Raw genomic sequence first — 21,100 nt, forward strand, 5'->3', positions numbered from 1 at the left:
ACCGGCCCTGTTGACCGCGGAGCGCCACGGCCTGCGCGGGCGCGGTCGGGACGGGCCGGCGGTTACGCGGTGGGCCGGGCCATCGCCGCGACGAAGGCCTTTTCGACGTCGGCCGCCGAGAGCACCCCGTAGATCTCCCCGGTCTCCTCGACCACCAGGTACTCGGTGGCGGGGGTGGCGCGGAGCTTGTCGAGCAGCGGTTCGCCGGCCAGCTCGGCCGGGACGCGCATCCCGTCGGTGAGGTCCTGGGAGAGACCGCTGACCGCGACCCAGGGACGGCGGTGCTCCGGCACTCCGACGATGGCCGCCTCGCGGACCAGACCGGTGGGGTCGCCGTGGCCGTCGACGACGACCAGGGCCCGCGCCCCGGCCTCGTTGGCCCGGCGCAGCGCCTCGGAGAGCGGGGTGCTCGACTCGACCGGGACGGCCCGGCGGGTGAGGTTGCGGGCGCGCAGCTCAGGCAGGTGCTCGCGCAGCCGGGCCATCCGCAGGCTGTTGCCCGCGCCGGTCCAGATGATCGCGGCGAGGATCGCGGCGAGCAGCGCGTCGGTGACGGTGTCCATGCCGTCGACCTCTTCCGGCGCGTTGCCGAGGGCGCCGGTCTGGGTGAGCAGCGGGAGGCCGATGAGGACGGTGACGGCGAGGGCGCGGCCGACCCAGGCGGCGGCGACGGTGCCGCTCATGGGCTTGCCAGTGATCTTCCACACCACGGCGCGGAGCATCCGGCCGCCGTCCAGCGGCAGTCCGGGCAGCAGGTTGAAGCCCGCCACGATCAGGTTGGAGATCATCAGTCCGGCGAGCAGCACACCGGGGACGGTGCCGGGCTCGACGGCCTGCATACCGAGGTAGAACAGCCCCGACAGGACCAGCGAGAGCAGCGGGCCGACGAAGGCGAGCACGAACTCGCGGCCCGGGGTCTCGGTCTCCTTCTCGATCTCGGAGACGCCGCCGAAGAACTGGAGCTGGATGCGGCGCACGGGGAGCTTGAAGCGCAGCGCGGCGACGGTGTGGGCCAGCTCGTGGACCAGCACCGAGGCGTAGAAGGCGACCGCGAAGAAGAGCGAGACGAGGTAGCGGGCGGCGCCGAGCTCGGGCAGCACACGGTCGAGCTGGCCGCCGAAGACCCAGGTGATCAGGGCCGCGACCAGGAACCAGCTGGGGGCGACGTAGACCGGCACGCCGAAGGGGCGCCCCATGAGGAGTCCGCCGCCCGGCTCCGGTCCACGGGGCGACTTGCCGCTGCCGGGCGCGGCGCCGGGGTCCTCGTCGCCCGCGCCGGACTGCGGCCTTTTGCTGTCGCCGCTCTCGTCCACGGTGTCCCTTCGTCGGTGCTTCTGTCACGATCATGCAGTGTGAGGGGGCTCGTCGTCGATGGTATTCCGCTCGCTGTCAGTGGCGGGTCGTAGGGTCTGTGTCATGGATACGAGCACCGAAGGGGCCGCGGCGGCCCGGCGACCCGTGTCGTTGTCGCCGTCGCGGGCGAACGACTTCATGCAGTGCCCCTTGCTGTACCGGTTCCGGGTGATCGACAAGCTCCCCGAGAAGCCGAGCGAGGCGGCGACCCGCGGCACGCTGGTGCACGCGGTGCTGGAGCGCCTCTTCGACGACCCGGCGGCGGAGCGCACCGCTCCGCGCGCGAAGGCGATGATCCCGGGCCAGTGGGACCGGCTCCTGGAGTCCAAGCCGGAGCTGACGGAGCTGTTCGCCGAGGACGCCGAGGGCGAGCGGCTGGCGAAGTGGCTGGCCGAGGCCGAGCGGCTGGTGGAGCGGTGGTTCTCCCTGGAGGACCCCACCCTCCTGGAGCCGGTGGAGCGCGAGTTCTTCGTCGAGACGGAGCTGGAGTCGGGGCTGCGGCTGCGCGGCGTGATCGACCGGGTCGACGTGGCGCCGACCGGCGAGGTCCGGATCGTCGACTACAAGACGGGCAAGGCCCCGCGTCCGGAGTACGCGGAGGGTGCCCTGTTCCAGATGAAGTTCTACGCACTGGTGGTCTGGCGGCTGAAGAACGTGCTGCCGCGCCGCCTCCAGCTGGTGTACCTGGGCAGCGGGGACGTGCTGACGTACGACCCGGTGGAGGCGGATCTGCACCAGGTGGAGCGGAAGCTGCACGCCCTGTGGGAGGCGATCCGGCTGGCCACCGAGACGGGTGACTGGCGGCCGCGGCCGACCAAGCTGTGCGGCTGGTGCGACCACCAGGCGGTCTGTCCGGAATTCGGGGGGACTCCCCCGGCTTATCCGCTTCCTTTGATCCAGGTCGGGGATTCCGCAGGCTGAAGTGCGACGCCCCGGGCCGGGGATCCGGGGGCGCCCCCCGGGTGAGGACAGCCGCTCCAGGTGCTCCCAGCCGGGGTGGCGCGGGATGAGCAGGGCAGAATGGACCCGGTCCAGCAATCCTGATGAGGAGTTCCCGTGGCGATCCGCGTCCTACTGGTCGACGACCAGCCGCTGCTGCGCACCGGCTTCCGGATGATCCTGGAGGCCGAGCAGGACATCGCGGTGGTGGGCGAGGCCGGCGACGGTCTCCAGGCCCTCGACCAGGTGCGGGCGCTCCAGCCCGATGTGGTGCTGATGGACATCCGGATGCCCCGGATGGACGGCGTGGAGGCGACCCGGCAGATCAGCGGCCCGGGCAAGGACGGCCCGGCCAAGGTGCTGGTGCTGACCACCTTCGACCTCGACGAGTACGTGGTGGAGGCGCTGAAGGCGGGGGCCAGCGGCTTCCTGCTGAAGGACGCCCCGGCCAATGAGCTGGTGCAGGCGATCCGGGTGGTCGCGGCGGGCGAGGCGATGCTCGCCCCGTCGATCACCCGCCGGCTGCTCGACAAATACGCGGACCACCTCCCCTCGGGTGAGGAGCCGGTCCCGGACACGCTGCACACGCTCACCGACCGCGAGGTCGAGGTCCTGAAGCTGGTGGCACGCGGGCTCTCCAACGCGGAGATCGCCGCGGACCTGTTCGTCAGCGAGACGACGGTGAAGACGCACGTCGGCCATGTGCTGACCAAGCTGGGCCTGCGCGACCGGGTCCAGGCGGCGGTGTACGCGTACGAGAGCGGCCTGGTCCGGCCCGGAGCGCAGTAGCCCGAGCCCGCCCGAGCGCGGCGGAGCGGAACAGCACGAGGGGGGTGCGGGGTTGACCCCGCACCCCCCTCGCTCGCGTTCACGGCGAAGCGGAGCGCCTAGTTCTTGCTGATCTCCCAGAACCGGAAGACCGTCGACGGGTCCAGGGTCCACTCCAGGCCCACCACGCCCTCGCGGGCCACCGCGTACTGCTTGCCCTGCCACAGCGGCAGGATCGGCAGATCGGCCGCGACGAGGTCCTGGAGGCGGCTGAAGTCGGCCTCGGTGGCCGAGCGGTCCTCCGTGGCGGCGGTCGACGGGATGATCTCGTCGGTGATCGCCTTGTTGACGTAGCGGTTGGACAGCACGTTGTCCTTGCCGAAGAACGGCGAGGTGAAGTTGTCCGGATCCGGGTAGTCGGGGATCCAGCCCTTCACATAGACGCCGTACTTGCCCGCCGCGATGTCCTTCTCGTACTGCTTGAACTCGACCGACTTCACATCGGCCTCGAACAGCCCGCTCGCGTTGAGCTGCTTGGCGATGGTCCGCATTTCCTCGTCGGTGCCCGGTCCGTAGCGGATCGGCGTCGACCACAGGGTGAGCTTCACCTTGCCGGTGAGGCCGGCCTTGTGCAGGACCTGCTTGGCCTTCGCGGGCTGCGGACTGCCGCCGTACATGTCGAACAGCGCGGTGCTGTGCGCGGTGATGCCGGACGGGACGATCGAGTAGAGCGGCGTCGCGGTCGACTTGTAGACGTCGCGCACCAGCGCCTCGCGGTCGACGAGGTAGGCGATGGCCTTGCGGACGGCGAGCTTGCCGGCGACCGGGTCGTTCATGTTGAAGGCCAGGTGCTGGACCTCGGCGCCGGTGCCCTCGACGACCTTGACGCCCTTCTTGTCGGCCACGCTGGCGGCCTGGAGGTCGGCGATGTCCTTGGCGGTGAGACCGCGGTAGGCGAGGTCGATGTCGCCCTGCTTCAGCGCGTCCGCCAGGTCCTTCTGACGGCCGTGGTAGAGCTTCATGGTCATGCCGGAGTTCTTGACCTTGGCGCTGCCCTTGTAGCCCGAGTTGACCGAGAAGCTCGCCTCGTTCTCGCCGAAGGCGTCGAGCTTGTAGACGCCCGAGCCGACCGCCTTGTTGTCGGTGCGCAGCTTGTCCGCCGGGTACGTCTCGTGGTCGACGATCGAGCCCGCACCCGAGGCGATCCTGCTGGGGAAGGTGGCGTCCGGCACCTTGAGGTGGAAGACGACCGTCTGCTTGTCCGGGGTGTCGATCTTGCCCAGGGTGGAGAGCAGCGGCGCGGGCCCGTTGGCGTCGTTGATGCGCAGCACCCGCTCGAACGAGAACTTGACGTCCTGCGAGGTCAGCGCGTTGCCGTTGCTGAACTTCAGACCGGAGCGCAGGGTGCAGCGGAAGACCTGGGAGCCTCCCTTGTCGAACGAGCAGCGCTCGGCCGCCTCGGGCTGCGGGGTGGAGCTTCCCTTGGGGAAGCTGAGCAGCGACTGGAAGACGTTGTTGAACAGCAGCCAGGAGCCCGGGTCGTAGCCGGAGGCCGGGTCGGTGGCCTGGATGTCGTCCGACATCCCCATGACCACCGAGTCGCCGCTCCCGGACGAGGATCCGTCCTCCGAGCCGCAGCCGCTGAGGAGACCGGCTGCCAGCCCCGCGGCGAGCGGGGCCGTCAGCCATCGGTTCCGTATCTTCACGTGCAAGTGCCTCACAGTCGTTGCTCGGCCGGGGCCCGGGGGTCGCCCCCCGGCAGCCGCGGCCTCACTGAAATTGCTTGCCGGCACGTGAAGAATCGCGGCCGGGTCCTGCGTTACTTCACGCCGCGGCCCAGCTCCCAGAGCTGGAGGTCGGCGGAGGAGTTGAGCGCCCACTCGGTGCCCGTGATGTCGCTGCGGGCGGCGACGTACTGCTTGCCCTGCCACAGCGGCAGCACGGGGACGTCGTTGGCGACGATGTCCTGGATCTTCTCGAACGGCTTGGAGGCCTGGTTGCGGTCCGCCGCGACCCGGGACTCCGGGATCAGGGTGTTGCGCACCTCGACGTTGGAGTACGGCGAGTTGAGGAAGTTGTCGCGGCCGAGGAAGGGCGCGACGTAGTTGTCCGGGTCCGGGAAGTCGGGGAACCAGCCGAGGCCGTAGACGGCGTACTCGCCGGCCTTCTGGGCCGGGCGGTACTTGGGCCAGTCGGTCGCCTTGAGCGTGGTGGCGAACAGCCCGGTGGCGTTCAGCTGGTCCCGCAGGATCGAGAACTCCTTGGCGGTACCCGGGCCGTAGTGGTCGCCCGTGTAGTTCAGCGTCAGCTTCACCGGGGTGGGGATGTTCGCGGCCTTCAGGATGCCCGCGGCCTTCTGCTTGCTCGGCTCGCCGTACTTGTTGAAGAACGAGTTGGTGTGCCCGGCGATCGAGGTCGGGATGAGCGAGTAGAGCGGCTCGGCGGTCGCCCCGTACACCTTGGAGGCCAGCGCGCCGCGGTCGACGACGGCGGCCATCGCCTGGCGGACGGCCTTGTTCTTCACCGACGGGTCGTTGGTGTTGAAGCCCAGGTAGCGGATCTCCAGGCCGGGCATCTCGACGAGGTTGACGTTCTTCGGCGGGGTGACCGAGTACTTCTGGATCTGCTCCGGCGACATGGAGCGGGTCATCATGTCGATCTTGCCGGACTCGAGCTCGGTGCCCATGGAGTCGGCGTCGGGGAACGAGCGCAGCTCGACCTTGTCGTGGTTGACCTTCAAGTCCCCCTTGTAGTGGGGGTTCTTGCTGAAGACGGCCTTGACGACCTGGTCGCCCTTGTACTCGGCCTTGAGCGTGTACGGGCCGGATCCGTCGACCTCGAAGCCGCCGCGCAGCTTCTTGGGCTGGTACTTGTCCTTCTGCACGATCGCGGCGGCGGGCGTCGCGAGCTTGTACGGGAAGGTGGCGTCGGGGGTCTTCAGATGGAAGACGATCTCGTCGTCGCCCTTGGTCTCCATCGTGTCGATGTTGTCGAGCAGAGCGACGGGACCGTTGTCGTCCTTGATGTTCAGGACGCGCTGGATGGAGTAGTGGACGTCGGCGGCGGTCAGCTTGGAGCCGTCGGCGAACTTGAGGCCGCTGCGCAGCTTGCAGCGGTAGCTCTCGTTCTCCTTGTCGGTGAACGAGCAGCTGGAGGCCGCGTCCGGGACCGGCTCACCGCCGCCGCGCGGCACGTGGACCAGCATCTGCACGGTCTGGCGCAGCACGTTCCAGGCGCCGGTGTCGTACGCGTAGGCCGGGTCGAAGGGAGCGGGCGCGTCCTTGGTGACCACGAACTGGTCCGTGGTGCCCACGACGATGGCCTTGCCGCCGTCGCCCCCACTTCCCGCGCCGCCACATGCGGCGAGTACGGGGGCGAGCAGGCCCACTACGGCCGGCAGCAGCACCAAAGTCTTGCGGTTCATCCTGGACGTTCTCCCTATGTGTCCGGCACTGGGGTACAGCGGTGTACGGAAGACTCCGCCGCGGCCGCCCGGTCGGGGCGGGGGCGATCGGGCCGGTACGTACGATCGGACCTGCGCGCCCGGCGGCTTGGTGGGTGCCGGGGCAGTTGAGGGTGCGGCGAAGTTCTCGCGACGAGATTAGTGGGCGGGCCGGGAAAGCCCGTACTGGGCCTGCTCCATTCACACGCCACGCAGTGGCCGGAAATAGCGGCCCACCGATATCGGAGCGAGGGAATCTTTCGTACAGGAGATCACCAAACAGGACACAAGGGCACCTCCGGAGCACCCGGAGACGCCCTTGCCGGGGGTCATTGACGGCAGATCAGGTGACGAAGGTCACCCTCTTGACAGGCGTTGACCCGTCGTGAATTCCGCCGTTGTGATGGTGCCGTGATCTTCTTACGAGGTCACGGAAAATGCACGCTCGGATGCGATCAGTTTGCGCCGCATTCAGGAGTCGCGCTGTGTGAACGAATCAGTTCATGCGCGTGATCAAGGTCCGCAGAAAAGCCAGGTCGACCTGTTCGAGGGATTCGACGACGACCCGGCCGGAGGCGGCCTCGATGGGGGCGACGGACGGCACCGCCACCACCCGGCAGCCGGCCGCCTCGGCGGCCGCCACACCGGTCGCGGTGTCCTCGATGACCGCGCATCTGGTGGGGTCCGCGCCGAGGCCCGAGGCGGCGAACAGATACGGCTCGGGGTGCGGCTTGGTGCGGCCGACCTCGTCCCCGGCGACGGTGAGCGCGAAGTTGCGCGGGCCGAGCGAGTGCAGGATCCGGTCGATGATCCGCCGGTGCGAGGCGGAGACCAGGGCGGTGGGCACCGAGTGCTCGGCGAGCTCGCCCAGCAGCCGGGCGGCCCCGGGCATCAGCGGCACCCCTCGGCCGATGCGCGCCTCGAAGCCGTCGTTGAGCAGGACCGTGAGCTCGGGGACGGTGATGTCCGCACCCGTGGCCTCGATGAGGAACCCGGCGCTGCGGGTCATGGGGCCGCCCACCACGACGTCGCGCCAGCTCTCCTGGAGCTGGTGGCCGAGCGCGGCGAAGACCTCCACCTCGGCGTCCCACCAGAACCCCTCGGTGTCGACCAGTGTGCCGTCCATGTCGAGGAAGACGGCTTCGAGGGCGGAGCCTTCGGCCGTACCGGTTACGGGCGCGGGAACCGTGGTGGTCATCCGGGCACACCTCCTGGAGGGACGAGAAGGCCGGTTCCCAGGGTGGGAACCGGCCTGCACTGGACCGACCAGTGTACGTCTCGTCAGCGGGAAACGCTCGTGGTGATGCTCACGCCCCTGCTCAACGGGCGTTGAAGTACTTCGCCTCGGGGTGGTGGATGACGATGGCGTCCGTGGACTGCTCGGGGTGGAGCTGGAACTCCTCGGAGAGGTGGACGCCGATCCGCTCGGGCCGCAGCAGCTCGGCGATCTTGGCGCGGTCCTCCAGGTCGGGGCAGGCCCCGTAGCCCAGCGAGAAGCGCGCGCCGCGGTACTTGAGCGCGAACATGTCCTCGACCTCCGAGGGGTCCTCGCCCGAGAAGCCGAGCTCGCCGCGCACGCGCGCGTGCCAGTACTCGGCCAGCGCCTCGGCCAACTGCACGGACAGGCCGTGCAGTTCGAGGTAGTCGCGGTAGGAGTTGGCCTCGAACAGCTCGGCCGTGGCCTCGCCGATCCTGGAGCCGACCGTGACCACCTGGAGCCCGACCACATCGGTCTCGCCGGACTCCTCCGGGCGGAAGAAGTCCGCCAGGCACAGCCGGCGGCCGCGGCGCTGGCGCGGGAAGGTGAAGCGGGTCCGCTCCGAGCCGTCCTCGTTCAGGATGATCAGGTCGTCGCCCTTGGAGACGCACGGGAAGTAGCCGTGGACGACGGCCGCCTCAAGGAGGTTCCTGGTGTGCAGCTGCTCCAGCCAGCCGCGCAGCCGCGGCCGGCCCTCGCTCTCCACCAGCTCCTCGTAGCTCGGCCCGTCGCCGGCCCGGTTCTGCTTGAGGCCCCACTGGCCCTTGAAGAGCGCGCCCTCGTCGAGCCAGGAGGCGTACTCCTTGAGGCCGATGCCCTTGATCACGCGGGTGCCCCAGAACGGCGGCTCGGGGATGCGGTTGTCGACGGACACGTCCGAGCGGACCGAGCCCTCGGGCTCCTCCGCCTCGGGCAGGGCCGTCGCGCGCTTGGCCACCCGGCGCTGCTTGAGCTCGGGCAGGGTCGCGCCGGGCACCCCGCGCTTCACCGCGACCAGGGCGTCCATCAGACGCAGACCCTCGAACGCGTCGCGGGCGTAGCGGACTTCGCCCTCGTAGATCTCGTGCAGGTCCTGCTCGACGTACGCGCGCGTGAGGGCCGCGCCGCCCAGGATCACCGGGTAGTCGGCCGCCAGCTTGCGCTGGTTGAGCTCCTCCAGGTTCTCCTTCATGATCACGGTCGACTTCACCAGCAGGCCGGACATGCCGATGACGTCGGCGCGGTGCTCCTCGGCCGCCTCCAGGATCGCGGAGACGGGCTGCTTGATGCCGAGGTTGACGACGTTGTAGCCGTTGTTGGACAGGATGATGTCGACGAGGTTCTTGCCGATGTCGTGGACGTCTCCGCGCACGGTGGCGAGGACGATGGTGCCCTTGCCCTCCGCGTCGGACTTCTCCATGTGCGGCTCCAGATGGGCCACCGCGGTCTTCATGACCTCGGCGGACTGCAGGACGAACGGCAGCTGCATCTGGCCGGAGCCGAAGAGCTCGCCGACGACCTTCATGCCCTCCAGGAGGGTGTCGTTGACGATGTCGAGCGCCGGGCGGGTCTGAAGCGCCTCGTCGAGGTCGGCCTGCAGACCGTTCTTCTCGCCGTCGATGATCCGGCGCTGCAGACGCTCGTCCAGCGGCAGCGCGAGCAGTTCCTCGGCCTTGCCCGCCTTCATGGACTTGGTGCTGACGCCCTCGAAGAGCTCCATGAGCCGCTGGAGCGGGTCGTAGCCCTCTTCGCGGCGGTCGTAGATCAGGTCGTGGGCGACCTTGACCTGCTCCTCGTCGAGGCGCGCGATCGGCAGGATCTTGGAGGCGTGCACGATCGCGGAGTCGAGGCCCGCCTTGACGCACTCGTCCAGGAACACCGAGTTGAGGACGACGCGGGCGGCCGGGTTGAGGCCGAAGGAGATGTTGGACAGACCGAGGGTGGTCTGGACGTCCGGGCGGCGGCGCTTGAGTTCGCGGATCGCCTCGATGGTGGCGATGCCGTCGCCCCGGGACTCCTCCTGGCCGGTGCAGATGGTGAAGGTCAGCGCGTCGATGAGGATGTCGGACTCGCGCACGCCCCAGTTGCCGGTGAGGTCGTCGATGAGCCGCTCGGCGATGGCGACCTTGTTCTCGACGGTACGGGCCTGGCCCTCCTCGTCGATGGTGAGCGCGATCAGCGCCGCGCCGTGCTCCACGGCGAGCTTGGTGACCTGGGCGAAGCGCGACTCGGGGCCGTCGCCGTCCTCGTAGTTGACGGAGTTGATGACCGCACGCCCGCCGAGCTTCTCCAGACCGGCCTGGAGGACGTTCACCTCGGTGGAGTCGAGGACGATCGGCAGGGTGGAGGCGGTGGCGAAGCGGCCGGCCAGCTCCTCCATGTCGGCGACGCCGTCGCGGCCCACGTAGTCGACGCAGAGGTCGAGCATGTGGGCGCCCTCGCGGATCTGGTCGCGGGCCATCTCCACGCAGTCGTCCCAGCGGGCCTCCAGCATGGCCTCGCGGAACTTCTTGGAGCCGTTGGCGTTGGTGCGCTCGCCGATCGCCATGTACGAGGTGTCCTGGCGGAACGGCACGCTCTGGTAGAGCGAGGCGGCGCCGGGCTCGGGGCGCGGGTGCCGCTCGGTGGGGGCGAGGCCGCGGACCCGCTCGACGACCTGGCGCAGGTGCTCGGGCGTGGTGCCGCAGCAGCCGCCGACCAGGGAGAGGCCGTACTCGCGGACGAACGTCTCCTGGGCGTCGGCGAGCTCTGGCGCGGAGAGCGGGTAGTGCGCGCCGTCCTTGCCGAGGACGGGCAGTCCGGCGTTGGGCATGCAGGACAGCGGCACCCGGGAGTTGCGGGCGAGGTAGCGCAGGTGCTCGCTCATCTCGGCCGGGCCGGTGGCGCAGTTCAGGCCGATCATGTCGATGCCCAGCGGCTCCAGGGCGGTGAGCGCGGCGCCGATCTCGGAGCCGAGCAGCATGGTGCCGGTGGTCTCGACGGTGACCGAGCAGATGATCGGGACCCGGTAGCCGGCCACGTCCAGGGCGCGCTGGGCGCCGAGGATCGCGGCCTTGGTCTGGAGCAGGTCCTGGGTGGTCTCCACCAGGAGCGCGTCGGCGCCGCCCGCGAGCATGCCCTCGGCGTTCTGCTGGTAGGCGTCGCGCAGCAGGGTGTACGGGGCGTGGCCCAGGGTGGGCAGCTTGGTGCCGGGGCCCATGGAGCCGAGCACCCAGCGCTGCTGTCCGGTGGCGGCGGTGAACTCGTCGGCCACCTCGCGGGCGATCCGGGCGCCCGACTCGGACAGCTCGTACACCCGCTCCGGGATGTCGTACTCACCGAGCGCCGAGTGGTTCGCGCCGAAGGTGTTGGTCTCCACGCAGTCGACGCCGACCGCGAAGTACTCCCGGTGCACCGAGCGCACGATGTCGGGCCGGGTGACGTTGAGGATCTCGTTGCAGCCCTCTAGGTCCTGGAAGTCCTCCAGGGTGGGGTCCTGGGCCTGGAGCATGGTGCCCATCGCTCCGTCGGCCACCACCACTCGGGTGGCGAGCGCTTCGCGTAGCGCGTCGGCGCGGGTCCGGCTGTCGGCGGAAGGGGTCGGCAACGAGGCCATGGATGTGCTCCCTGGAGTGCGACGGCTGTCGGCTTCGCGGCGTCCTCTGGGAGGCCGCACCCGGTCAGGGTAACCGGGTGGGGGCTGCATGAGCACAGGTGTCCCACGGGGCGGACCGCGCGGGGGGCCGCCCGGGTGACGGCCGGATGGCCCCGGTGCGTCTGTCATCTGAACTGGCCGGATGCCGGCGGGGGCCGCCATCACGGTGACAGGGGGTCGACAACGGCCGATACTGTTCAGCATTGTCGAACTCAACGTTCCGAAGTGGGAGGAAGCGCGATGGCGCGGAACATCCAGTCGCTCGAAAGGGCGGCCGCCATGCTGCGGCTGCTCGCGGGCGGCGAGCGGCGGCTCGGCCTGTCCGAGGTGGCCTCCGCGCTGGGCCTCGCGAAGGGCACCGCGCACGGCATCCTGCGCACCCTCCAGGCGGAGGGGTTCGTCGAGCAGGACCCGGCCTCCGGCCGCTACCAGCTCGGCGCGGAGCTGCTGCGCCTGGGCAACAGCTATCTGGACGTCCACGAGCTGCGGGCCCGTGCCCTGGTGTGGACCGACGACCTGGCCCGCTCCAGCGGCGAGAGCGTGTACGTGGGCGTCCTGCACCAGCAGGGCGTGCTGATCATGCACCACGTCTTCCGGCCCGACGACAGCCGACAGGTGCTGGAGGTCGGGGCGATGCAGCCGCTGCACTCCACCGCGCTCGGCAAGGTCCTCTCCGCCTTCGACCCGGTGGCGCACACCGAGGCGGTGGACGGCGAGCGGACGGCGTTCACGCCCCGCACGGTGACCGAGCCGGACCGTTTCGAGGAGCTGCTCGACCTGATCCGCGCGCGAGGCTGGGCCGGCGACACCGAGGAGACCTGGGACGGGGTGGCCTCGGTTGCCGCACCCATCTTCGACCGGCGCCGGATGCCGGTGGGCGCGGTGGGGGTGACCGGGGCCGTGGAGCGCGTGTGCAGGGACGGCGAGATCCGGTCCGACCTGGTGGCGGCGGTGCGCGACTGCGCCCGCTCGGTCTCGCGCGACCTGGGCGCCGGCCGCTTCTGAGCGTCTGACCAGCCACTTCCGGCGCGGTACTGATCGTTTCCGATCCTGGCCGGAAGTATTCGATCAATGTGGCCGAAAGATACCTGCTGGTAACGATCGGGATACCGGCCACAGAACCCTTGACGTCGACTTAACCCCGGGGCAACACTGCCGTTCATCGGTCGGCATTGTCGAACACCTAACGGCAATACGAGTTAGAGTGTGACAACGCCAAGGGCCGCCAAGCCCTCGACGTGAGGGCGCGGACCACCGGATTGACCCGGGGTTCGCCTTCCCCTGGACGAAGGACAAAGGAGTCGCGGGTGTCCAGCTCCGACATCTTCACCGGCGAGATCATCGGTACCGCCGTTCTCATCCTGCTCGGCGGTGGCGTGTGCGCCGCCGTCACACTGAAGAGCTCCAAGGCACGCAACGCGGGCTGGCTCGCCATCACCTTCGGGTGGGGCTTCGCGGTGCTCACCGGCGCTTACATCTCCGCCCCGCTCTCGGGTGCGCACCTCAACCCGGCGGTGACGCTCGGCCTCGCCATCGAGGGCGGCACCGAGTGGAGCGACGTGCCCACCTACCTGGCGGGACAGCTGCTCGGCGCCATGATCGGCGCCACCCTGGTCTGGCTCGCCTACTACGGCCAGTTCCAGGCGCATCTGACCGATCCGGAGATCGTCGGCCAGCCTGACGAAAACGCTGCCAAGGCGATCGAGGGCCCGCACAACGGCGCCTCCCACGCCGGCCCGGTGCTCGGGATCTTCTCCACCGGCCCCGAGATCCGCAACGCGATACAGAACCTCACCACCGAGATCATCGGCACCGCCGTGCTGGTCCTGGCCATCCTGACCCAGGGCCTGAACGGCGACGGCAAGGGCCTCGGCGTCATCGGCGTACTGATCACCTCGCTGGTCGTCGTCGGCCTCGGCCTCTCGCTCGGCGGCCCCACCGGCTACGCCATCAACCCGTTCCGCGACCTGGGTCCGCGCATCGTGCACGCGCTGCTGCCGCTGCCCAACAAGGGCGGTTCGGACTGGGGCTACGCCTGGGTGCCGGTCGTCGGCCCGCTGGCCGGTGCCGCCCTCGCGGGCGGCCTGTACAACCTCGCGTTCGCCTGAGCCGTACGGCGTTGAGAAGCCGTAGAGACCTTCAGACCTCCAGGAGCACTCCGTGAGCGACACCCACACCACCGCCTCGCACGGCCACGGGCCCTTCATCGCGGCCATCGACCAGGGCACCACCTCTTCGCGCTGCATCGTCTTCGACAAGGACGGCCGGATCGTCTCGGTCGACCAGAAGGAGCACGAGCAGATCTTCCCGAAGCCGGGCTGGGTCGAGCACGACGCCGCCGAGATCTGGACCAACGTCCAGGAAGTCGTGGCGGGCGCCATCGACAAGGCGGGCATCACCGCCGCCGACGTCAAGGCGATCGGCATCACCAACCAGCGCGAGACCACGCTGATGTGGGACAAGAACACCGGCGAGCCCGTGCACAACGCGCTCGTGTGGCAGGACACCCGCACCGACGCGCTCTGCAAGGAGCTCGGCCGCAACGTCGGCCAGGACCGCTTCCGCCGCGAGACGGGCCTGCCGCTCGCCTCGTACTTCGCCGGCCCCAAGGTCCGCTGGCTGCTCGACAACGTCGAGGGCCTGCGTGAGCGCGCCGAGCGCGGCGACATCCTCTTCGGCACCATGGACTCCTGGGTCATCTGGAACCTGACCGGCGGTGTCGAGGGCGGTGTGCACGTCACGGACGTCACCAACGCCTCGCGCACGCTGCTCATGAACCTCCACGAGATGGCCTGGGACGAGAAGATCCTCCAGTCCATGGAGATCCCGGCGGCCGTGCTGCCCGAGATCCGCTCCTCCGCCGAGGTGTACGGCCACGCCAAGGGCGGCGTCCTGGACGGCATCCCGGTCGCCTCCGCGCTCGGCGACCAGCAGGCGGCCCTCTTCGGCCAGACCTGCTTCTCCGAGGGCGAGGCCAAGTCCACGTACGGCACCGGCACCTTCATGCTGATGAACACCGGTGACAAGCCCGTCAACTCCTACAACGGCCTGCTGACCACCGTCGGCTACCAGATCGGCGACCAGAAGCCGGTCTACGCCCTTGAGGGCTCGATCGCCGTCACCGGCTCGCTCGTCCAGTGGATGCGCGACCAGATGGGCATGATCAAGACCGCCGCGGAGATCGAGACCCTGGCCTCCTCGGTCGAGGACAACGGCGGCGCGTACTTCGTGCCGGCCTTCTCCGGTCTGTTCGCCCCGTACTGGCGCTCCGACGCCCGCGGTGTGATCGCCGGTCTCACCCGGTACGTCACCAAGGCGCACATCGCGCGCGCCGTGCTCGAGGCCACCGCCTGGCAGACCCGCGAGATCACCGACGCCATGACGAAGGACTCCGGCGTCGAGCTGACCGCGCTCAAGGTCGACGGCGGCATGACCTCCAACAACCTGCTGATGCAGACGCTCTCGGACTTCCTGGACGCGCCCGTGGTGCGTCCGATGGTCGCCGAGACCACCTGCCTCGGCGCCGCCTACGCCGCCGGTCTGGCCGTCGGCTTCTGGCCGGACACCGACGCGCTGCGCGCCAACTGGCGCCGGGCGGCGGAATGGACCCCTCGCATGGACGCCGACAAGCGTGACAGCGAGTACAAGAGCTGGCTCAAGGCCGTCGAGCGGACCATGGGCTGGATCGAGGACGAGGAGTAATCGAAATGACCACCCTGCAGAGCGTCCCTGCCCTTGGGACGCACCCGGCCTCCGGCTCCCACCCGAGCCGCGCCGAAACTCGGGAGCAGCTTTCCAAGGCGACGTACGACCTCCTGGTGATCGGCGGCGGCATCCTGGGCATCTCCACCGCCTGGCACGCCGCGCAGTCCGGGCTGCGGGTGGCCCTGGTGGACGCCGGCGACTTCGCCGGCGCCACCTCCTCGGCCTCCTCCAAGCTCCTCCACGGCGGTCTGCGCTACCTGCAGACCGGCGCGGTGAAGCTGGTGGCCGAGAACCACTTCGAGCGGCGTGCGGTGTCGCGTCAGGTGGCACCGCACCTCGCCAACCCGCTCACCTTCTACCTGCCCGTCTACAAGGGCGGCCCGCACGGCGCGGCCAAGCTCGGCGCGGGCGTCTTCGCCTACTCGGCGCTGTCCGCCTTCGGTGACGGCGTCGGCCACCTGCTCTCCCCCTCCAAGGCCGCGCAGGACGTGCCGGAGCTGCGCACGGACAACCTCAAGGCCGTGGCCGTGTACGGCGACGACCAGATGAACGACGCGCGCATGGCCCTGATGACCGTCCGCGCCGCCGTGGACGCGGGCGCCGCGGTGCTCAACCACTCCGAGGTCACCGGGCTGCGCTTCACCAAGGGCCGGGTCACCGGCGCCGATCTGCGCGACCGCCTCTCGGGCGACGAGTTCGGCGTCAACGCCCGACTGGTGCTGAACGCGACCGGCCCCTGGGTCGACCACCTGCGCAAGATGGAGGACCCCGACGCGGCTCCCTCCATCCGGCTGTCCAAGGGCGCGCACCTGGTCCTCAAGCGCACCTCCCCCTGGAAGGCCGCGCTCGCGACCCCGATCGACAAGTACCGCATCACCTTCGCCCTGCCGTGGGAGGACATGCTCCTGCTCGGCACCACGGACGAGGAGTTCGAGGGCGATCCGGCGGACGTCGCGGTCACCGAGGCGGACACCGCGCAGATCCTGGACGAGGCCGCGTTCTCGATCCGCGACCAGCAGCTGTCGCGCGATCTGATCACCTACTCCTTCGCCGGTCTGCGGGTGCTTCCGGGCGGTCCCGGCGACACCTCCAAGGCCAAGCGCGAGACGGTCGTCACCGAGGGCCGCGGCGGCATGCTGTCGGTCGCCGGCGGCAAGTGGACGACCTTCCGCCACATCGGCCGTACGGTGATGCAGAAGCTGGAGCAGCTTCCGGGCCGTCCGCTCGGTGACGACTTCGAGCCCATCTCCTCGCTCCCCGGCAAGCTGCCGCTGCCCGGGATAGCCAACCCGCGCGCCGTCGCCCACCGTCTGATGGTGGACGGCCCGGCGCCCGGCCCGCGGATGGCCGCCGACACCGCCAAGCACCTCGCCACGCACTACGGCTCGCTGTCCTTCGACATCGCGCGCCTGGCCAACGAGGACGCGGCGCTGGCCGAGCGGATCCACCCGGACGCCCCGGAGATCTGGGCGCAGGTCGTCTACGCGCGCGACCACGAGTGGGCCGAGACGGCCGACGACGTGCTGCGCCGCCGCACCACGCTCACGATCCGGGGCCTGGCCACGGACGAGATCCGCGGCAAGGTCGACGACCTGCTCGGCAAGAAGAACTGACGTATAGTTAGTCCGGCCAGTCAGCCGGAAGGGGCGGTTCCCACGGGGGGAGCCGCCCCTTTCGTATGCGCCGACGCGGATCGGACGCATAATGGGGACCGATTCATCGGATGTATGGAGGTCGCCCCATGGCAGTCACCGACGAGGCCATCGAGAAGATCAAGGAAATGATCGTCTCCGGTGCGCTGCGCCCGGGCGACCGGCTGCCCAAGGAGAGCGAACTCGCCGCCGAGCTCGGTCTGTCCAGGAACTCGCTCCGGGAGGCCGTCCGCGCGCTCTCCCTGATCCGCATCCTGGACGTACGCCAGGGCGACGGTACGTATGTGACCAGCCTGGACCCCCAGTTGCTCCTTGAGGCGATGAGCTTCGTCGTGGACTTCCACCGCGACGACACGGTCCTGGAGTTCCTGGCGGTGCGGCGGATCCTGGAGCCGGCGGCGACCGCGATGGCGGCCGCCCGGATCGAGGACGCGGAACTGGACGCGCTCACCGCCCAGTTGGACGCGCTCGGCCCCGAGCCGTCGGTGGAGGAGCTGGTCGCCTGCGATCTGGAGTTCCACCGGGGAATCGTGCAGAGCGCCGGGAACTCGGTGCTCTGCTCCCTCCTGGACGGCCTCTCCGGCCCCACCACCCGGGCCCGGGTGTGGCGCGGCCTCACCCAGGAGGACGCGGTGGCCCGCACCCTGCACGAGCACCGCGCGATCCTCGCGGCCCTGCGCGACCGTGACGCGGAGGCGGCACGGTCCTGGGCGACGGTCCACATCGCGAGCGTGGAGCAGTGGTTGCGGTCGACGTTGTAGGGGGCGGCGTCCGCAGACGAAGCACCACGCCCCCTAGTCCTGCTTCTCGCCGCTCGCGAAGCGTGAGATCACCAGCGCGACGATGATGATCGCCCCGTTCAGGAACTGGTTCCACAGTGCGGGCACCCCGCCCAGGGTCATCACATTGACCACCAGTTGCAGCGTCAGTACGCCCGTGAGCGCGCCGAACAGCGTGCCCCGGCCGCCCTTGAGGCTGATCCCGCCGATCACCGCCGCCGCGAACACCTGGAAGATCCAGCCGTTGCCCTGGGTCGCGGCCACCGAGCCGTAGTGGCCGGTGTAGAGGATCCCCGCGAACGCGGCGAGCAGGCCGCCGATCGCGAGCACCGCCCAGGTGATCCGGTCCACCCGGATCCCGGCCGCCCGCGCCGCCTCCGGGTTGCCCCCGATCGCGTACAGCGCCCGCCCGTGGCGCAGCCAGGCGAGTGCGGCGCCGCCGGCGGCGAAGAGGGCCAGACAGATCCAGACGGCGGCCGGGGCGCCCAGCCACTCCGTCTTGCCGAGGTAGCGGAAGGACTCCGGCACCTCGGTGATCGACTTGCCCTCGGTGATGCCGACATGGAGGCCGCGCAGCATCGTCAGCATGCCGAGGGTGGCGATGAACCCGTTGACGTTCAGCTTCAGCATCAGGAAGCCGTTGACCGCGCCGATCACCAGGCCCACCAGGAGGCAGAGCGGGATCGCCGTCCAGGTCGGCAGCAGGCCGAGCCCCGCGAACCGGCCGCCCTCCGAAGGCAGCACCAGCCACATCGCGACCACCGGCGCGATCCCGATGGTGGACTCCAGGGAGAGGTCCATCCGGCCGCAGATGAGGATCAGCGCCTGCCCGAGCACCAGCAGGCTCAGCTCGGAGGACTGCTGGATCACGCTGATCAGGTTGTCCGACGTGAGGAAGACCGGCGAGACGACGAAGCCGATCACCATCAGCACCAGGATCACCGGGACCAGCGAGAAGTCGCTCCAGCGCACCTGCGCGAGCCGCCGCAGCGCGCCCGCGCCCGTCACCTCGGCGGGCGCCGTCGTCACCGTCTCGGTCATGGCCGCTCCCCCACACCTTCCATGGCGGCGACCAGGTCCCGGTCGGTCCACCCGCTGTCGTATTCGGCGACGACCCGTCCGTGGAACAGGGCGAGCACCCGGTCGCACACCCGCAGGTCGTCCAGCTCGTCGGAGACGATCACGGCGGCGTTCCCCTCGTCGGCCACCCGGCGCACCACCGCGAGCAGCGCCTCCTTGGACTTCACGTCGACGCCGGCGGTGGGGCGCACCGCGACCAGCGCCACCGGTCTCCTGGCCAGCGCCCGCGCCACCACGACCTTCTGCTGGTTGCCGCCGGAGAGCCCGGACACCGGCTGTCCGGGCCCCCGGGTCTTGATGTCGAGCGAGGCGATCATCGACCGTGCGAACTCCCTCGTACGGGAGGGCAGTACGGTCCCCCACGGCCCGAGCTGGTCGGTGACCGTGAGCGTGGCGTTCTCGGCGACCGAGCGCCCGGGCACCAGGCCCTGGCGGTGCCGGTCCTCGGGGATGTAGCCGATGCCCGCGTCGAGCGCGTGCGGCACGCTGCCGGGCCGCACCGCTCTCCCCCGCACCGCGATCCGGCCCGCGCTCGCCCGCCGCATCCCGGCCAGGGTCTCGCCGAGCGCGGTGTTCCCGCTGGCGGCGGCCCCCGCGAGGCCGAGCACCTCGCCGGGGCGCACCGCGAGGTCGAGCGGCTCGAACTCGCCGTCCAGGGCGAGCCCTTCCACCGTCAGGACCGGGGCCGCGTCCGAGGAGCGCACCGCACGGGCACCCGTGCGCCGCGAGGCCCCGCCGCCCGTCTCGCCGGTCATCGCCGCCACCAGGTCGTCCTTGGCGAGCTCGGCCACCGGCGCGGTCAGCACGTGCCGGGCGTCGCGGTAGACGGTGACGGCGGTGCACAGCTCGTACACCTCCTGGAGGTGGTGCGAGATGAAGAGGAACGCCACGCCCTGGGCCTGGAGCTCGCGCAGCTTGGTGAACAGCCGCTGGATGCCGCGCGCGTCCAGCTGGGCGGTCGGCTCGTCCAGGACGATCAGCCGGGCGCCGAAGGACAGCGCGCGGGCGATCTCCACGAACTGGCGCTGCTCCACGGTCAGTTCCCGGGCGCGTACGTCCGGGTCGACGTTCACCCCGTACTCGGCGAGCAGCTCCGCCGCGCGGCGCCGCAGCCGGCCCCAGCGGATCGGTCCGGCCTCGAACCGGTTGAGGAAGAGGTTCTCGGCGACGGTCAGCTCCGGGACGACCATGGACCGCTGGTAGACGCACGCGACCTTGGACTGCCAGGCGGCCCGGTCGCCGAACGCGGGCGCGGGCGCCCCGCCGAAGGCCACCGTGCCGGCGTCCGGCCGGTGCAGTCCGGTGACCACGCCGACCAGGGTCGACTTGCCCGCGCCGTTGCGGCCGACGAGCGCGTGGGACTCGCCGGGCCGCACGGTCAGCGCGACCGAGTCGAGCGCCAGGGTCGGCCCGAAGCGCTTGACGATCCCCCGGGCGTCCAGGGCGGGCTCGGCGCTCACGGTCAGCCCTTCTTCTGGAGCTGGTTGGCCCACAGCGCCGGGTCACCGGCGTTGGCCCGGGTCACCAGGGGCGCCGGGAGCTGGTCCTCGTAGCCGCCGGGGATCTTGACGATGGTGGAGCCGTGGTCGGTCGGGCCCGCCTTGAAGGTCTTCCCGTCCAGGGCCGCCTTCGCGTAGTACAGCGCGTACTTGGCGTAGAGGTCGGCGGGCTGGGAGACAGTGGCGTCGATCTTCCCGGCCTTGATGGCGTCGAGCTCCTCGGGGATGCCGTCGTTGGAGACGATGGTGATGTGGCCGGGGCCGCCCGGCGGCTTCATCAGGTGCTTCTGCTCCAGGAGGGCGAGGGTGGGCTGCAGGAAGACGCCGCCCGCCTGCATGTAGATGCCGTTCAGGTCGGGGTGGGCGGCGAGGGTCGACTGGAGCTTGGCGGAGGCGACGTCGCCCTTCCAGTCGGTGGCCAGCTCGAAGACCTGGATGCCGGGGTAGTCCTTGGCCATACAGGCCTTGAACGCCTGGGAGCGGTCGCGGCCGTTGATGGAGGACAGATCGCCCTGGAACTCGGCGACCTTGCCCTTGCCGTCGAGCTGCTTGCCGAGGAACGCGCAGGCCTTCTCGCCGTACGCCTTGTTGTCGGCCCGTACGACCATGTAGACGTCGCCCTTGTCGGGGCGGGTGTCGACGCTGACGACCGGGATCTTCCTGCTGTGCAGGGTCTCCAGCGTCGAGGCGACCGCGCCGGTGTCCTGCGGGGCCATGATCACGGCCTTGGCGCCCCGGTCCATGAAGGCGGTGACGTTGGCGACGAGCTTGCCGATGTCGTTCTGGGAGTTGGTGAGGGGCAGCGCGGAGACCTCGCCCGCCTTCGTGCCCTTCTGTATGTACTGCTGGTAGGAGTTCCAGAAGTCGCTGTCGCTGCGCGGCAGGTCGATGCCGACCTTCTTGTCCCCGGTGCCGCCGCCGGAGTCGCGGTTGCAGCCCGCCAGCGCCCCGGCCGCCAGAAGTACGCAGCAGGCGGCGGCAGTTGTCGTACGCACTCTCATGGTGGTGTCCT

15 protein-coding genes are annotated in these 21,100 nt (G+C 70.1%); 7 read left to right on the forward strand and 8 right to left on the reverse strand.

Annotated elements, in window-relative coordinates:
• Window positions 1-62: 62 nt before the first annotated feature.
• Complete coding sequence (locus A8W25_RS04505; protein WP_067156042.1) at window positions 63-1,313, reverse strand: site-2 protease family protein; 1,251 nt, start codon at window positions 1,311-1,313, stop codon at window positions 63-65.
• A gap of 103 nt (window positions 1,314-1,416) precedes the next feature.
• Between A8W25_RS04505 and A8W25_RS04510 the strand changes: the two genes are divergently transcribed.
• Both A8W25_RS04510 and A8W25_RS04515 read left to right on the forward strand, forming a co-directional pair.
• Complete coding sequence (locus A8W25_RS04510) at window positions 1,417-2,274, forward strand: RecB family exonuclease (RefSeq protein WP_234386172.1); 858 nt, start codon at window positions 1,417-1,419, stop codon at window positions 2,272-2,274.
• A 135-nt stretch (window positions 2,275-2,409) separates the two neighbouring features.
• Complete coding sequence (locus tag A8W25_RS04515) at window positions 2,410-3,081, forward strand: response regulator (RefSeq protein ID WP_053723497.1); 672 nt, start codon at window positions 2,410-2,412, stop codon at window positions 3,079-3,081.
• Between the two features lie 98 nt (window positions 3,082-3,179).
• Here A8W25_RS04515 and A8W25_RS04520 read toward each other — a convergent pair whose 3' ends face one another.
• From A8W25_RS04520 to metH, 4 genes are all read right to left on the reverse strand, one after another.
• Window positions 3,180-4,766 carry an ABC transporter substrate-binding protein gene (locus A8W25_RS04520; protein WP_067156044.1) on the reverse strand — a complete coding sequence of 529 codons (1,587 nt, stop codon included), beginning with the start codon at window positions 4,764-4,766 and terminating at the stop codon, window positions 3,180-3,182.
• Window positions 4,767-4,879: 113 nt separating this feature from the next.
• A complete protein-coding gene (locus tag A8W25_RS04525; protein ID WP_067156047.1) occupies window positions 4,880-6,484 on the reverse strand; it encodes an ABC transporter substrate-binding protein in 1,605 nt (534 codons plus the stop codon).
• Between the two features lie 514 nt (window positions 6,485-6,998).
• Complete coding sequence (locus A8W25_RS04530; protein WP_067156050.1) at window positions 6,999-7,700, reverse strand: HAD family hydrolase; 702 nt, start codon at window positions 7,698-7,700, stop codon at window positions 6,999-7,001.
• A gap of 121 nt (window positions 7,701-7,821) precedes the next feature.
• Entirely contained in the window at window positions 7,822-11,334 is a 3,513-nt protein-coding gene (gene metH / locus A8W25_RS04535) for a methionine synthase (protein WP_067156053.1), read from the reverse strand.
• Between the two features lie 279 nt (window positions 11,335-11,613).
• On the opposite strand from metH, the gene A8W25_RS04540 reads away from it, so the two are divergent.
• The 5 genes from A8W25_RS04540 (at window position 11,614) to A8W25_RS04560 (ending at window position 17,491) form a co-directional block, all read left to right on the forward strand.
• Window positions 11,614-12,378 (forward strand): IclR family transcriptional regulator, encoded by a 765-nt coding sequence (locus tag A8W25_RS04540; RefSeq protein WP_067156056.1) that lies wholly within the window; start codon window positions 11,614-11,616, stop codon window positions 12,376-12,378.
• Between the two features lie 302 nt (window positions 12,379-12,680).
• Complete coding sequence (locus A8W25_RS04545) at window positions 12,681-13,481, forward strand: MIP/aquaporin family protein (RefSeq protein WP_067156059.1); 801 nt, start codon at window positions 12,681-12,683, stop codon at window positions 13,479-13,481.
• Between the two features lie 52 nt (window positions 13,482-13,533).
• The gene (gene glpK, locus A8W25_RS04550; protein ID WP_067156062.1) at window positions 13,534-15,075 is read left to right on the forward strand and encodes a glycerol kinase GlpK; all 1,542 of its coding nucleotides are present in this window, start codon (window positions 13,534-13,536) and stop codon (window positions 15,073-15,075) included.
• 5 nt (window positions 15,076-15,080) lie between these two features.
• Window positions 15,081-16,691, forward strand: coding sequence for a glycerol-3-phosphate dehydrogenase/oxidase (locus A8W25_RS04555; protein ID WP_067156064.1), 1,611 nt, complete (start codon window positions 15,081-15,083; stop codon window positions 16,689-16,691).
• A gap of 128 nt (window positions 16,692-16,819) precedes the next feature.
• On the forward strand, window positions 16,820-17,491 hold the full coding sequence (locus tag A8W25_RS04560) for a FadR/GntR family transcriptional regulator (protein ID WP_067156067.1): 672 nt from the start codon (window positions 16,820-16,822) through the stop codon (window positions 17,489-17,491).
• A 33-nt stretch (window positions 17,492-17,524) separates the two neighbouring features.
• Here the strand turns inward: A8W25_RS04560 and A8W25_RS04565 are convergent, their stop codons facing one another.
• From A8W25_RS04565 to A8W25_RS04575, 3 genes are read right to left on the reverse strand one after another with little or no spacing between them, the layout of a single operon-like run.
• Window positions 17,525-18,550, reverse strand: a complete 1,026-nt coding sequence (locus tag A8W25_RS04565) for an ABC transporter permease (protein WP_067156069.1) — start codon at window positions 18,548-18,550, stop codon at window positions 17,525-17,527.
• Entirely contained in the window at window positions 18,547-20,049 is a 1,503-nt protein-coding gene (locus A8W25_RS04570) for a sugar ABC transporter ATP-binding protein (RefSeq protein ID WP_067156072.1), read from the reverse strand. The genes A8W25_RS04565 and A8W25_RS04570 overlap by 4 nt, the downstream gene beginning before the upstream one ends.
• A 2-nt stretch (window positions 20,050-20,051) precedes the next feature.
• A complete protein-coding gene (locus A8W25_RS04575) occupies window positions 20,052-21,089 on the reverse strand; it encodes a sugar ABC transporter substrate-binding protein (protein WP_067156075.1) in 1,038 nt (345 codons plus the stop codon).
• Window positions 21,090-21,100: the final 11 nt, after the last annotated feature.

Source organism: Streptomyces sp. ERV7 (assembly GCF_001653515.1).
GTDB lineage: Bacteria > Actinomycetota > Actinomycetes > Streptomycetales > Streptomycetaceae > Streptomyces.

Excerpts from the sequence above, each read along its gene's own strand:
- A8W25_RS04510 (WP_234386172.1), top strand. The coding sequence starts at position 1,417 with ATGGATACGAGCACCGAAGGGGCCGCGGCGGCCCGGCGACCCGTGTCG.
- A8W25_RS04525 (WP_067156047.1), bottom strand. The coding sequence starts at position 6,484 with ATGAACCGCAAGACTTTGGTGCTGCTGCCGGCCGTAGTGGGCCTGCTC.
- A8W25_RS04530 (WP_067156050.1), bottom strand. The coding sequence starts at position 7,700 with ATGACCACCACGGTTCCCGCGCCCGTAACCGGTACGGCCGAAGGCTCC.
- metH (WP_067156053.1), bottom strand. The coding sequence starts at position 11,334 with ATGGCCTCGTTGCCGACCCCTTCCGCCGACAGCCGGACCCGCGCCGAC.
- A8W25_RS04540 (WP_067156056.1), top strand. The coding sequence starts at position 11,614 with ATGGCGCGGAACATCCAGTCGCTCGAAAGGGCGGCCGCCATGCTGCGG.
- A8W25_RS04555 (WP_067156064.1), top strand. The coding sequence starts at position 15,081 with ATGACCACCCTGCAGAGCGTCCCTGCCCTTGGGACGCACCCGGCCTCC.
- A8W25_RS04560 (WP_067156067.1), top strand. The coding sequence starts at position 16,820 with ATGGCAGTCACCGACGAGGCCATCGAGAAGATCAAGGAAATGATCGTC.
- A8W25_RS04565 (WP_067156069.1), bottom strand. The coding sequence starts at position 18,550 with ATGACCGAGACGGTGACGACGGCGCCCGCCGAGGTGACGGGCGCGGGC.
- A8W25_RS04575 (WP_067156075.1), bottom strand. The coding sequence starts at position 21,089 with ATGAGAGTGCGTACGACAACTGCCGCCGCCTGCTGCGTACTTCTGGCG.